Below are 11,821 nucleotides of genomic sequence, written 5' to 3'. Positions count from 1 at the left end.
GCTGGCCATGGCTGGGCTTTGCAAGCCGCTTGACGCTGGCCCATGCGGGGGCTAGGCCGCTTGGCAACTTTACATGAGGTTTTGCCATGCCCACCTATACCGCCCTGACCACATTGACCGGCCAAGACGCCGCCGAAGCCCTTGCCGAGGCGATGGAGCGGATGGAACCCGAGCCGACCGGCGTTGGCGTGTTTGAAATTGAGGACGACAGCGGGCTGTGGGAAGTGGGCGCGTATTTTCTGGAAGCGCCGGATGAGGTAACGTTAGAGCTGTTGTCGGTGGCGTTCGGGGCGAAATCCTTTGCGATCTCGGAACTGCCCGAAGTGGATTGGGTTGCGCATGTGCGGCGAGAATTGTCACCGGTCGAGGCGGGGCGGTTTTTCGTGTACGGCAGCCATGACGCGGACAAAGTGCCAACCGATCCGGCCCGCGTGCCGTTGCAGATTGAGGCGACTGTCGCGTTTGGAACGGGGCATCACGGCACGACGCTTGGCTGCTTGCGGGCATTTGACCGTTTGATCGACCAAGGCTTTGCCCCTGCGCGTGTGGCCGATATTGGCTGCGGTACGGCCGTTCTGGCGCTGGCGGCGGCGCGGGTGCTGCCTGATGCGCTGATCATTGCGTCGGATATTGACCAGGTTGCGGTTGATGTGGCGCGGGCCAACATGCAGATCAACAAGCTGGACGGGCGGGTAGAATGCCTTGAGGCGGCTGGCTTTGACCATCCGCGCCTGCGCGAGGCCGCGCCCTATGATCTTGTCTTTGCCAATATCCTAAAAGGTCCGTTGGTGGAACTTGCCCCGCATATGGCACGCCATATTGCCGAGGATGGGTTGTGCATTCTGTCTGGTTTGCTGGTTGTGCAGGCAGAGTCGATTGAAGCGGCCTATCACGCGGCAGGCTTTGTTTCCGTTTCGCGTGAGGATTTGGGCGAATGGGCGGCATTGGTGCTGCGCCGGAAATAATGGGCTGAATTAAGGCGACATTTAGGCCATTTGGGGCCGTTTTCCCGCCGTTTTGTCTTAGTTTTGCCTAAGTTGGGGCGCTTTATGGCAGCACGGGGCGTAGCGTTGGGAAATTGTGATGTTTGACCCAAATGTAAAAGATTTTTATGAGCGTGTGGGCCGGCTGAAGCAGGCCCATGCACAAGGTTACGGCCATGAGGCTGTTGGCGTTTTGGGCCGGTCGCATTACCGCAGGCCCGTGCGTAAGACACGTTTGAAAGCGCTGTTGCCGGTGCTCTTTTTTGCTATGTCAGCGTTTGGCGTGAAGGGGGCGATCCACTATTTTGTGGGGGCGCAAACCTACGAAAGCCGCGTGGCGCAGTTGGAGCAAGGCGAAGGCTTTGACAGGCTGGGGGCCACTTTGATGGCGCCGGACCCTATCACGCTATGGATTTCAGAAACCATTCGCCGCAGTCTGCAAAAGCACGGGTAAACCGGATCGCATTCAGCCCGCGCAGTGCTGGGCGCATGCCATAGTCTTGCGCAACCGTTCTAGATTTTCCTGCATAAAAAAGCCGCCTTCCCAATCGGAGGCGGCTTTCTTAACTTTGCGCCTCATTGGCGCGCGTCAGTTGCATCCATCGGATGCGGCGATACCCACGCATATACGCCAGAAATCAGAAGCGGTTTTGCAGCGCTATGTCGGCGATGTCGCCGCGTGTCAGGCCAATATCATCGAGTTCACGGTCGGACAATTTGCCCAAAGCATTGCGGGTAACGCGTGCGTCATTCCAAGCGGTAACGTCGGTGGCAACGTTGCTGAAAAAGCGGACAACGCTGTAAGTGGCGATAGCGCCGAATGGCGCGGTGCGGGTGGTCTCAAAAGCGGCCATTGCGGTTTTCCTTTTTAAACTGCACAAATATGCAGCAGGTTGTTTCGATGAGTGGCAAATAGGCCTGCTGCAACTGCAAAGCAATCCCCCGATATGGCATGGCTGAGATGCAGTTTTCGCATAGCTGTTTGCCTTAGTTTTGCCTTTTTTATAAGGGGATGACGTAAAGGTGTCGGTTTTGGCTGGGGAAGCGTCGAATACCGTGCAGGTGCAGCAATCGGGGTGGATTTGGTGTGGGTTTGCTGGAGCTTTGGCGGGGGTTTTTGGCGCGTGGCGTAAAGCGCTTGGCGGATGTTCCCTATTCGTGCTATTCGCGTTTTAACGAATAAAAGGGGTGGGCATGCGGGTATTGGGCATTGATCCGGGGTTGCGCAACCTTGGTTGGGGGGTGATCGACGTGGCCGGATCGCGGCTCAGCCACGTCGCGAATGGCATTTGCCATTCGGCGCCGGGTGAAGGGATCGGCGATTTGGCCGCGCGGTTGCTAAGTTTGCATGGGCAATTGACCGAGGTTTTGCGGGTTTATGCGCCCGATGCAGCGGCGGTGGAAAATACCTTTGTGAACAAGGATGCGGTGGCGACGCTAAAGCTGGGCCAAGCGCGGGGGATTGCGCTGCTGGTGCCTGCCCAGTTTGGCATCACTGTGGGGGAATATGCGCCCAATGCGGTGAAAAAGACGGTTGTGGGTGTGGGGCACGCGGCCAAGGGGCAAGTGGACCACATGGTGCGCGTGCAATTGCCCGGCGTGGTGATTGAGGGCCCCGATGCGGCCGATGCCTTGGCGATTGCGATTTGCCATGCGCATCATATGCAATCGGCGGGGCGGTTGCAGGCGGCATTGAAGGTGTCGGCGGGGAAAAGGGCAGCAGGATGATTGGCAAGATTGCGGGGCGGCTGGACTATCGCGGGACCGACCATGTTTTGGTCGATGTGCGCGGGGTTGGGTATATTGTGCATGTGTCGGACCGGACGCTGGCCGCGATGCCGCGGGTGGGTGAGGCGGTAGCGCTGTTTACCGAATTGGTGGTGCGCGAGGATCTGCTGCAGCTGTTCGGCTTTCCCACCATGTTGGAAAAGGAATGGCATCGGTTGCTGGTGACGGTTCAAGGCGTGGGGGCCAAGGCGGCGATGGCGATTTTGGGGACATTGGGGCCGGACGGCGTTTCGCGGGCGATTGCGCTGGGCGATGCTAAGGCCATTCAGGCGGCACCCGGTGTGGGGCCAAAGATTGCGCAGCGGGTGGTGTTGGAACTGAAATCCAAGGCACCAACGGTCATGGCGATGGGGGCTAATCCGGCCAGTACGGCAGGCGCGGTGGAGGATGATGTGATTGAGCCGGTGGCGGCGGTGCGGGCTGCGGCTAAGGTGGATACTTCGGCGGCTGCGGGCCGGGCGGCGGCGAGTGCCGAGGCGTTGTCGGCTTTAATTAATCTGGGCTATGGGCACGGCGATGCGGCGCAAGCCGTGGCGCAGGCGGCGGGTGAGGCACCGGAGGCGGGGACGGGTGTGCTGATCAAGGCCGCGCTGAAACTGCTGGCACCGAAGGGATAAGATATGGAGCCCGATCCGACTTTGCGCCCCGAAGGGCTGCCCGAAGATGCCGATCGCGCCTTGCGCCCGCAGGTGTTGGAGGAGTTTGTTGGCCAAGCCGAGGCGCGGGCCAATTTGCGCGTGTTTATTGAGAGCGCGAAAATCCGTGGCGAGGCGATGGACCACACCCTGTTTCATGGCCCGCCCGGTTTGGGGAAAACCACGCTGGCGCAGATTATGGCGCGGGAATTGGGGGTGGGGTTTCGCATGACGTCTGGCCCCGTGCTGGCCAAGGCGGGGGATTTGGCGGCGATCCTGACCAATCTGGAACCCAATGATGTGCTGTTTATCGACGAGATTCATCGACTTTCCCCTGTGGTTGAGGAGGTGCTTTATCCCGCGATGGAAGATTTCGCGCTGGATTTGGTGATCGGTGAGGGGCCAGCGGCGCGGACGGTGCGGATTGATTTGCAGCCCTTTACGCTGGTGGGGGCGACGACGCGGCTGGGGTTGCTGACCACGCCGCTGCGCGACAGGTTCGGGATTCCGACGCGGTTGGTGTTTTATACCGAGGATGAGCTGGATCTGATTGTGACGCGGGGGGCGCGGTTGATGGGGATTCCATCGGACCCAGAGGGCGCCCGGGAAATTGCGAAACGGGCGCGGGGGACGCCTCGGATTGCGGGGCGATTGCTGCGCCGCGTGGTGGATTTTGTGCTGGTTGAGGGCGACGGCAGGCTGACGCGGGAAATTGCGGATCGGGCGCTGACACGGCTGGGGGTGGATCATCTGGGTCTCGATGGGGCGGACCGACGATATATGATGCTGCTGGCCGAACATTATGGCGGGGGGCCGGTTGGGGTCGAGACGATTTCGGCGGCGCTGAGTGAGGCAAGGGACGCGCTGGAAGAGGTGATCGAGCCGTTTTTGCTGCAACAAGGGTTGCTTCAAAGGACGCCGAGGGGGCGGATGCTGGCACCGCGGGCTTGGCGGCATTTGGGGTTGGAGGCGCCGAGGCCAGCGGGGCAGGCGGATATGTTTGACGGGACGTAGGGGGCGTTTGCCCCGCAGGTGTTCGCGCGCGGACATTTTTGTAAGGTGTTGATTTAGAACGGTATTGTGATTTTTGTTAACCAAATTTTAATGCGGACGCGCAGGGGATTTGGGGTTGGTTTGGGGCGGCGGAGTCGGGGTGAACCCCGACCTGCGGGGGTGTTATGGGTAAAAAGCTGAGTGATTTTGAACCGCTGTGGGAGGCCGAGAAAAGGCTGGTTGCGTGGTTGCAGGCGGGGAACCGAGAGCCGTTTCGGGTTTCGGACAGCGTGCCGCCCGAGGATGCGCCGAAAGCGCTGCGGATACGGGCGGAGTTTGTGCGGTATTTGGCGCTGGGTGGGTGTAAGAAATGCGCGCCTTCGGAAAAGGGTTTGGGGGTTGAGGGCGCTTATATTGAAGGGGATGAGCGGGAGGGGGCGGAAACCCGCGGGTTGGATTTGGAAGGCTGTACGCTTACAGGTGATTTTGTGATGTTCGATTGCCGGTTTCCAGAGCCTGTATTTTTGCGTGTGGCACAGCTTCAAAATCTATTTTTCAACGGGTCGGCGCTTATGCACGGGATGGTGGCTGACGGGTTAGAAGCGCGTGGTGTTGTCGTCTTGGACGGCATAACGGTGCAGGGCGAACTGCGATTTCTTGGCGCTAAGGTGGGAGGCTATTTTGATTGTGAGGATGCAAAATTAAATGCAGGAGATGCGGACGACGCCCTGAATTTAGATGGTCTGGCAGTTAGGGGCGACTTGATCTTGCGAGGGATCGAGGCACGTGGTGCAGTACGTCTAGTCGGGGCAAGAGTTGGCGGTCTACTTGCTTGCGGTGATGCAAGTTTGCAGGCAACCAGACATGGCAACGCATTGAACTGCAATAGAGCAGAAATCTCTGGCGGGTTTCTTTTGGCAGGCGAGACTATGATTGTCGGGGCGCTAGACCTGACTGGGGCACAAATTGGACAATTTAACGATCAAGAAGTATGTTGGCCAACAGAAATCCTTTTAGATCGATGCCGTTATGGGGCATTTGTGGGGCAGGCACCTGTGGACGCGGCGGCGCGGTTGCGGTGGTTAGGGTTGCAGCGGCCGGAGGAATACGGGGTGGCGTTTTGGCCGCAGCCTTATGAGGAATGTGCGCGGGCGTTGCGCGAGGCGGGGCATGGCGGGGCCGCGCGGACTATTTTAATTGAGAAGGAGCGGTTGCAGCGGGCGGCGCGGCGCAAGGAGTTGCGGGCGGAGAGCCGGACGGGGCAGGCGGGTTTGTTGGCGGTTTGGGACGGGATTTTGGGCGCGACTGTGCGCTATGGCCGTGCGCCGTTGCTGGCCTTTGCTTGGCTGGTGGGGTTTTGGCTGGCAGGTGTTTTGGTGTTTGGCGGGGCCGAGACGTTTGGCGCGATCAAGCCCAACTTGCCACAGGTGCAGCGCGCGCCGGAATGGGTGTTGTGCGGGGTGACGGCTGGGGAAGCGGTGCGTTTGCCGAGCCTTGGCAAGGACGCGGTGGGGCTGCGGCAACCGTTGCAGACGCAATATGATTGCTATCTGGGGCAACACGAGGCTCTGTCTTATCCGCAGTTCAATGCTTGGGTCTATTCGGCGGATGTGTTGCTGCCTGTGGTGAGCCTTGAGATGCAAAGCTATTGGTTGCCGAATGGCCAAAGCCCGTTCGGGGTGTTTGCGCGGTGGTATCTGTGGGTGCAGATCATTGCGGGCTGGGCGTTGACGTTGTTGGCGGTGGCGGGGTTTTCGGGGTTGATTAAGCAAGACAGCAAGTAGGGGCGGCGGGCCAAGGCAAGCGCTTTGGGGCGCGCGGTTGCGGTGAGTATTTGGGCAAAGATGAAATGGGGTGGGTGTATGGGACGCCTGTGTTTGTTTGGCGCGTGTTTGGTTTGCCCGTGCTTGTTTCGGGGGGCGGCTTTGCGGTAAGGCGGGGTCTGGATTGAGGGAGGGGCCTTATGGACGCGAGTGAGGTTGAGGCGCTGTTCACGCGTGGCGATGGGGCGTATGTGTTTGCGCGCTGGGGGCAGCCGATTGTGCCGGTGGTGTTTGGCGTGACGGATGCGGTTTTGCCGGTGGTCAAAGGCGCGGTGGAGGCGGTGGTGGCGCTTGCGGGGCATCAGATGGCGGAAACGGACCCCGAGTTGGGGGCGAACCTGATGCTGTTTTTCCTTGCCGATTGGGAGGAGTTGCTGGCGGTGCCGAAGCTGGGCGAGATGATCCCCGATTTGGAGGCGGTGGTGTCGCGGTTGCAAGGCGCGGGGGCGAACCAATACCGCAGTTTCCGGTTTGACGCGGCGGGGGCGATCAAGGCGGCGTTTGTGTTTGTGCGGATGGATGACGGTTTGGCCGAGGTGCCGGCCGAGGTTGTGGCGCTGAACCAAGCGGTGCAGGTGATTTTGCTGTGGTCGGATGTGGCGTTTCGCGGGCGGTCGCCGTTGGCGCAGGTGGACGGGGTGGCGGTTTTGCGGCCCGAGATTGGCGCGGTGATCCGTGCGGGGTACGGGCGGGCGATGCCGGTTGTGGCGCGTGATGCGAGCCACGCGCTGCGCTTGGCGGCGCGGGTGGCTGTGGCCGAGGCGGCGGCAGAGGCGGCGGCGTTAGAGCGGGGCGCGGAAACCTGAGACGCGCCCCGATTTTGGGTACAGAGAGGGAGAGGTGCCTGACAGGGCCCTAGGCCATGCCGAGCGAGCCGCCGACGGCGATCATTGCGAAGAGGGCGAGGGTTGCGCGTTGGGATGGCCATGCGCCGCTGAGGCTGGGCCATTTGAACCGGTGCGGGGGTGTTTTGGCGGATGCGGTGCCGAGTGGGGTGCTGGCCAAGAGAACCAGAAAGCCCATGCCGATCAGCGCCAAAACTGCGACCGTTGCGGGCTGTGGAGCGGCGATGGTGGAGGCCCATGTGCCGAGATCTTGGCTTTCGGCGCGGGCGCCTGAATTTAGCAGGGAAAGACCTGCGGCGGACAGCACCAGTGTCATTTTACGCATTTTACTACCTCATATACAATCGTTGCTCGATTAGACCCTTATGACGGGACAATCCGGCTGATCTTGGGTGTATTCTGGTTCATATTGTGGCAAATGGGGGTTTTATTGCGTTCGGGGGCGAAACAATGCTGCATCAGTTCGACCTGAGGGTGTATTACGAGGATACCGACCTTGCGGGCATTGTGTACTATGCGAATTACCTGAAATTTATTGAGCGGGCGCGCAGTGAGTGGGTGCGCGGGCTGGGGGTGGACCAAGCGGCGCTGCTGGGCGAGGGGGTTGTGTTTGCGGTGCGGCGGGTGGTGGCCGAGTATTTGCGGCCTGCGGTTTATGACGATGAATTGCAGGTGAGAACGGCGGTTTTGGAAGCCACAGGTGCGCGGTTGCGGTTGGAGCAAGTGGTTTGGCGTGGGGCGGAGCGGCTGTTTGAGGCCGAGGTGACGCTGGTGTGTTTGGGGGCGGAAGGGCGCGCGGTGCGGTTTCCGGAAGGGCTACGGGCGGGGCTGCGGGGGCGGATTGTTACAGGTTGACGCGAATTTGACCGGTTAACTGGCGGGTTCTTGCGCGTGTGACCGATGATCTATTGGCAATCCCCTTTAAAAACGGATAGAATCACCAAATACCGAGGTCGGCAAACGGCCCATAAATATGAGCAGGCGATATGAACACCGATACCCTTGCGGCGGCGCAGGAGCTTGACTTCTCGCTTATTGCGCTTTTTGCGCGTGCGACCCTGACTGTAAAGCTGGTGATGCTGATGCTGTTGGTCATGTCCTTTTGGTCATGGGCGATCACCATTCGCAAACATATTGCGTTCCGGTTGGCGCGGCGGGAGTCGAGTGTGTTTGATCAGGCATTCTGGTCGGGTGAGCCGCTGGACGAGTTGTTTGAGCGGATTGGCCCCGAAGCGACGGGCGCATCGGAGCGGATTTTCTCGGCGGGGATGCTGGAGTGGCGGCGCAGTCACCGTGATGATGGCGGGTTGATTGCGGGTGCGCAGGCGCGGATTGACCGCAGCATGGATGTGGCGATCAACAAGGAAAGTGAGCGGTTGAACGCGGGGTTGTCTTTCTTGGCGACTACGGGGTCTACGGCACCGTTTATCGGGTTGTTCGGTACGGTTTGGGGCATCAAGCACGCGTTTGAAGAGATTGCGATCAGCCAGAATACCAGCCTTGCCGTTGTGGCCCCCGGTATTGCCGAGGCGTTGTTGGCCACGGGGATCGGGTTGTTGGCCGCTATTCCGGCGGTGGTTTTCTATAACAAGCTGAATGCGGATGCCGAGCAGATTATTGGCGGCTATGAGGCCTTTGCCGACGAGTTTTCGACCATTCTGTCGCGCCAGTTGGACGCCTGAGCCATGGGCGGCGGGGTTGTTCAAAAATCGGGCGGGGGCGGGCGGCACGGACGGCGGCGTGGCAAATCGGCTGCGATGTCTGAAATCAACGTTACGCCGTTTGTCGATGTTATGCTGGTGCTGATGATCATCTTTATGGTTGCAGCCCCGATGTTGACCGTGGGCGTGCCGATTGAATTGCCCAAAACGGCGGCGACAGCCCTGCCGACCGAGCAGGAAGAGCCGTTGACGGTGACTTTGACGGTTGAAGGTTTGGTGATGATCCAGACGCAAGAGGTGGCCGAGGGTGAGTTGATCCCGAAATTGCAGGCGATTGCGGCGGAGCGGGACAGCGACAAGGTTTTCTTGCGCGCGGACGGCTCCATTCCCTATAGCCGCGTGGCGCAGGTTATGGGCGCGCTGAACGCGGGCGGGTTTCGCAACATCGGCCTTGTGACCGATACGGACGGGCCATCCTTTGGCGCGAGCGGCGGCTAGGCTGACGTGATGGAAAAGGGCGTTCTTTATTCAGGTCTCGGACATGTCGGCCTGATCTTGTGGGTGTTTATTGGCGGGTTTTTCATCCGCCATGATGACAATGCCGAGGTCGCGGTGACGGAAGTATCGTTGGTGACCAGCGCCGAGTTCGAGGCCATTATGGCGGCATCGCCAACGGCACCTGCGCCCGAAGCGCCGCAAACCGATATTGCCACGCCCACCCCGCCCACGCCAGCGGTTGAGACGCCTGCACCAACGCCAGCGCCGGAAGAGCCTGCCGTTGTGACGCCGCCACCGCCGCGCCCCGAGCCAGAGCCCGTACCGGAAACATCCCCTGATGTGCTAGAGGTGGCACCCGAAGCTGTGCCGCAAGCGCCAGATGAGCCTGCGCCGCCCGCGCCTTTGGCGGTTGAGGAGCCCCCTGTTTTGGCCCCCGTGACCAGTGCGCGGCCACGGGCCAAGCCTGCCGAACGTGTGGCCCCTGTGCCAACCGAGGCCCCTGCGCCGGATGCGCAAACCGATACAACGCCGACCCCGGCGGTGACACCAGAAGCCGCACCCGAGGCGCAGGTGGTGGAAGAGGCCAAGCCAGAATCCGCGCCTGAGGAGGCCGGAACCGAGCTTGCCACCGAAGCCAACAAAGCCGAATCTTTGGCCCCTTCGGCATCATCGCGGCCCAAGGCGCGGCCTGCGCGGCGGGCGGAAAATGCGCCGGTGGATGCAGATGCGGCCCCTGTAACGTCCGATGCGACCCAAGCCGCGATTGATGCAGCGGTGGCGGCGGCATCGGGGGCGGCATCAAACCCGGCCCCAGCTCCTGCCACAGCCCCAAGCGGGCCGCCGATGACGGCGGGCGAAAAGGATGGGTTGCGCGTGGCGGTTCAGGCCTGTTGGAACGTAGGGTCATTGTCATCCGAGGCGCTGTTGGTGACTGTTACAGTCTCAGTAGAATTGGGGCAGGACGGGAAGCCGGACGCCGGTTCCATGAAGATGACGGAATTTGAGGGCGGATCAGAGGGCGCTGCGCGCCAAGCCTATGAAGCCGCCAGACGAGCGGTTATCCGCTGTGGTGCAAATGGATTCAAACTTCCCCCTGAAAAATATGATCAATGGCGTAGTTTGGAATTGGTATTCAACCCGGAGAGAATGAGGATCAAATGACCTATCAGAGACCCTTCGGCCTATTACTTGCGATTGGACTGATCTTTGGCGGCCTGTACGGCGCGCCCGCAGTGGCACAAAATGGCCCGCTGCGGATTGAGATTACCGAAGGCGTGATTGAGCCGTTGCCCTTTGCTGTGCCCAATTTTGTGGCCGAAAACGGGGCGGCGGGTGAATATGCCGCCAATATTGCACGGGTGATTGCATCCGATTTGGCGGGAACGGGATTGTTCCGCGAAATTCCGGCCAGTGCCCATATCGGGCGGGTGGATAGTTTTGACGCGCCAATCGCCTATGCCGATTGGAAGGCGATCAATACGCAAGCCTTGGTCACGGGGGCTGTTAGTGCCAGTGGCGACCGGATTGTGGTAAAGTTCCGGTTGTTCGATATTTTCTCGGGTCAGCAGATGGGCGAGGGGTTGCAGTTTGCAGGCACCACGCAAAGCTGGCGGCGGATGGCGCATAAGGTGGCCGATGCCGTGTACAGCCGGATCACGGGCGAAGGCGGCTATTTCGACACGCGCGTGGTGTTTGTATCGGAATCCGGGCCAAAGAACGAGCGTGCCAAGCGGTTGGCGGTGATGGATTATGATGGCGCGAATGTGCAGTTTTTGACCGATAGCCGGTCGATCGTGCTGGCGCCACGGTTTAGCCCTACGGGCGACCGGATTTTGTATACGTCGTATCAGTCGGGTTTTCCCAAGATTTATCTGATGGATGTGGCATCGGTTCAGGCGCGTGCGCTGAGCGACCAGCCCGGGACCATGACATTCGCGCCGCGTTTTGCACCGAATGGGCGGACGGTGCTGTTCAGCCTTGAACAAGGCGGCAACAGCGATTTGTACAGTGTGGATACGAGTGGCGGCGGGTTGACGCGTTTGACCAATGCGCCGTCGATTGAAACCGCGCCCGATTACAGCCCCGATGGCAGCCAGATTGTGTTCGAGAGCGACCGTTCGGGGACGCAGCAGATTTACGTGATGGGTGCGGGTGGCGGAGAGCCGCGGCGCATTTCCAACGGGCCAGGGCGGTATTCGACCCCGGTGTGGAGCCCGCGCGGCGATTTGATTGCGTTCACCAAGCAGCATCAGGGCCGGTTCCATATTGGCGTGATGCGTGTGGACGGGTCGGAAGAGCGCCTGTTGACTGCATCGTTTCTGGATGAAGGTCCGACATGGTCGCCCAATGGCCGTGTGATCATGTTCACCCGCGAAACTTCGGGGGCTGCGGGGCAGTCGTCGCTGTATTCGGTGGATATTACGGGGCGCAATTTGAAACCAGTTGGGTCGAATGGTGCCGCATCGGACCCGTCGTGGTCGCCGCTGTTGCCGTGAAAAATGTGAAGATTGCCTGATTCACAGGGCGGTTTAAACCTGCTACGTTAGCCTTTAATGGCTTTGGCCCAAGTCGGGCATTTAATAAAAGGACGAATGG

The 11,821-nt window shown here is 60.3% G+C and carries 14 protein-coding genes; 12 read left to right on the top strand and 2 right to left on the bottom strand.

Annotated elements, in window-relative coordinates; all coding sequences use genetic code 11:
* Nucleotides 1-86 precede the first annotated feature (86 nt).
* Both G560_RS0111290 and G560_RS0111285 read left to right on the top strand, forming a co-directional pair.
* A complete protein-coding gene (locus tag G560_RS0111290; protein ID WP_022704421.1) occupies nt 87-965 on the top strand; it encodes a 50S ribosomal protein L11 methyltransferase in 879 nt (292 codons plus the stop codon).
* 118 nt (nt 966-1,083) lie between these two features.
* Nucleotides 1,084-1,437 carry a hypothetical protein gene (locus tag G560_RS0111285; protein ID WP_022704420.1) on the top strand — a complete coding sequence of 118 codons (354 nt, stop codon included), beginning with the start codon at nt 1,084-1,086 and terminating at the stop codon, nt 1,435-1,437.
* A gap of 184 nt (nt 1,438-1,621) precedes the next feature.
* Here G560_RS0111285 and G560_RS0111280 read toward each other — a convergent pair whose 3' ends face one another.
* Nucleotides 1,622-1,837 (bottom strand): DUF1127 domain-containing protein, encoded by a 216-nt coding sequence (locus G560_RS0111280; RefSeq protein WP_022704419.1) that lies wholly within the window; start codon nt 1,835-1,837, stop codon nt 1,622-1,624.
* A 340-nt stretch (nt 1,838-2,177) separates the two neighbouring features.
* Between G560_RS0111280 and ruvC the strand changes: the two genes are divergently transcribed.
* The 5 genes from ruvC to G560_RS19080 all read left to right on the top strand — a co-directional run bounded on the left by ruvC (nt 2,178) and on the right by G560_RS19080 (nt 7,028).
* Nucleotides 2,178-2,711 (top strand): crossover junction endodeoxyribonuclease RuvC, encoded by a 534-nt coding sequence (ruvC, locus tag G560_RS0111265; RefSeq protein WP_022704416.1) that lies wholly within the window; start codon nt 2,178-2,180, stop codon nt 2,709-2,711.
* Complete coding sequence (gene ruvA / locus G560_RS0111260; protein ID WP_022704415.1) at nt 2,708-3,388, top strand: Holliday junction branch migration protein RuvA; 681 nt, start codon at nt 2,708-2,710, stop codon at nt 3,386-3,388. The genes ruvC and ruvA overlap by 4 nt, the downstream gene beginning before the upstream one ends.
* Before the next feature lie 3 nt (nt 3,389-3,391).
* Nucleotides 3,392-4,420: a Holliday junction branch migration DNA helicase RuvB gene (ruvB, locus tag G560_RS0111255; RefSeq protein ID WP_022704414.1), complete on the top strand. Its 1,029-nt coding sequence runs from the start codon at nt 3,392-3,394 to the stop codon at nt 4,418-4,420.
* A gap of 164 nt (nt 4,421-4,584) precedes the next feature.
* Complete coding sequence (locus G560_RS19085; RefSeq protein ID WP_022704413.1) at nt 4,585-6,183, top strand: hypothetical protein; 1,599 nt, start codon at nt 4,585-4,587, stop codon at nt 6,181-6,183.
* Between the two features lie 179 nt (nt 6,184-6,362).
* Nucleotides 6,363-7,028 (top strand): hypothetical protein, encoded by a 666-nt coding sequence (locus G560_RS19080; protein WP_022704411.1) that lies wholly within the window; start codon nt 6,363-6,365, stop codon nt 7,026-7,028.
* Nucleotides 7,029-7,077: 49 nt separating this feature from the next.
* Here G560_RS19080 and G560_RS0111235 read toward each other — a convergent pair whose 3' ends face one another.
* The gene (locus tag G560_RS0111235) at nt 7,078-7,392 is read right to left on the bottom strand and encodes a hypothetical protein (protein WP_028914007.1); all 315 of its coding nucleotides are present in this window, start codon (nt 7,390-7,392) and stop codon (nt 7,078-7,080) included.
* A gap of 125 nt (nt 7,393-7,517) precedes the next feature.
* Between G560_RS0111235 and ybgC the strand changes: the two genes are divergently transcribed.
* From ybgC to tolB, 5 genes are all read left to right on the top strand, one after another.
* Nucleotides 7,518-7,922, top strand: a complete 405-nt coding sequence (ybgC, locus tag G560_RS0111230; RefSeq protein ID WP_022704409.1) for a tol-pal system-associated acyl-CoA thioesterase — start codon at nt 7,518-7,520, stop codon at nt 7,920-7,922.
* 131 nt (nt 7,923-8,053) lie between these two features.
* Nucleotides 8,054-8,749, top strand: a complete 696-nt coding sequence (gene tolQ / locus G560_RS0111225; protein ID WP_022704408.1) for a protein TolQ — start codon at nt 8,054-8,056, stop codon at nt 8,747-8,749.
* Between the two features lie 3 nt (nt 8,750-8,752).
* On the top strand, nt 8,753-9,226 hold the full coding sequence (tolR, locus tag G560_RS0111220; protein ID WP_022704407.1) for a protein TolR: 474 nt from the start codon (nt 8,753-8,755) through the stop codon (nt 9,224-9,226).
* A gap of 9 nt (nt 9,227-9,235) precedes the next feature.
* On the top strand, nt 9,236-10,387 hold the full coding sequence (locus G560_RS0111215) for a hypothetical protein (protein WP_022704406.1): 1,152 nt from the start codon (nt 9,236-9,238) through the stop codon (nt 10,385-10,387).
* On the top strand, nt 10,384-11,721 hold the full coding sequence (tolB, locus tag G560_RS0111210; protein WP_022704405.1) for a Tol-Pal system beta propeller repeat protein TolB: 1,338 nt from the start codon (nt 10,384-10,386) through the stop codon (nt 11,719-11,721). Before G560_RS0111215 ends, tolB begins: the two co-directional genes overlap by 4 nt.
* Nucleotides 11,722-11,821 lie beyond the last annotated feature (100 nt).

Source organism: Pseudorhodobacter ferrugineus DSM 5888 (assembly GCF_000420745.1).
Lineage (GTDB): Bacteria > Pseudomonadota > Alphaproteobacteria > Rhodobacterales > Rhodobacteraceae > Pseudorhodobacter > Pseudorhodobacter ferrugineus.
This window is presented reverse-complemented; position numbering and strand designations above follow the sequence as displayed.

Bases quoted from the DNA above. Each gene is read 5' to 3' on its own strand.
- G560_RS0111290 (WP_022704421.1), top strand. From the start codon at position 87: ATGCCCACCTATACCGCCCTGACCACATTGACCGGCCAAGACGCCGCC.
- G560_RS0111285 (WP_022704420.1), top strand. From the start codon at position 1,084: ATGTTTGACCCAAATGTAAAAGATTTTTATGAGCGTGTGGGCCGGCTG.
- G560_RS0111280 (WP_022704419.1), bottom strand. From the start codon at position 1,837: ATGGCCGCTTTTGAGACCACCCGCACCGCGCCATTCGGCGCTATCGCC.
- ruvC (WP_022704416.1), top strand. From the start codon at position 2,178: ATGCGGGTATTGGGCATTGATCCGGGGTTGCGCAACCTTGGTTGGGGG.
- ruvA (WP_022704415.1), top strand. From the start codon at position 2,708: ATGATTGGCAAGATTGCGGGGCGGCTGGACTATCGCGGGACCGACCAT.
- ruvB (WP_022704414.1), top strand. From the start codon at position 3,392: ATGGAGCCCGATCCGACTTTGCGCCCCGAAGGGCTGCCCGAAGATGCC.
- G560_RS19085 (WP_022704413.1), top strand. From the start codon at position 4,585: ATGGGTAAAAAGCTGAGTGATTTTGAACCGCTGTGGGAGGCCGAGAAA.
- G560_RS19080 (WP_022704411.1), top strand. From the start codon at position 6,363: ATGGACGCGAGTGAGGTTGAGGCGCTGTTCACGCGTGGCGATGGGGCG.
- G560_RS0111235 (WP_028914007.1), bottom strand. From the start codon at position 7,392: ATGCGTAAAATGACACTGGTGCTGTCCGCCGCAGGTCTTTCCCTGCTA.
- ybgC (WP_022704409.1), top strand. From the start codon at position 7,518: ATGCTGCATCAGTTCGACCTGAGGGTGTATTACGAGGATACCGACCTT.
- tolQ (WP_022704408.1), top strand. From the start codon at position 8,054: ATGAACACCGATACCCTTGCGGCGGCGCAGGAGCTTGACTTCTCGCTT.
- tolR (WP_022704407.1), top strand. From the start codon at position 8,753: ATGGGCGGCGGGGTTGTTCAAAAATCGGGCGGGGGCGGGCGGCACGGA.
- G560_RS0111215 (WP_022704406.1), top strand. From the start codon at position 9,236: ATGGAAAAGGGCGTTCTTTATTCAGGTCTCGGACATGTCGGCCTGATC.
- tolB (WP_022704405.1), top strand. From the start codon at position 10,384: ATGACCTATCAGAGACCCTTCGGCCTATTACTTGCGATTGGACTGATC.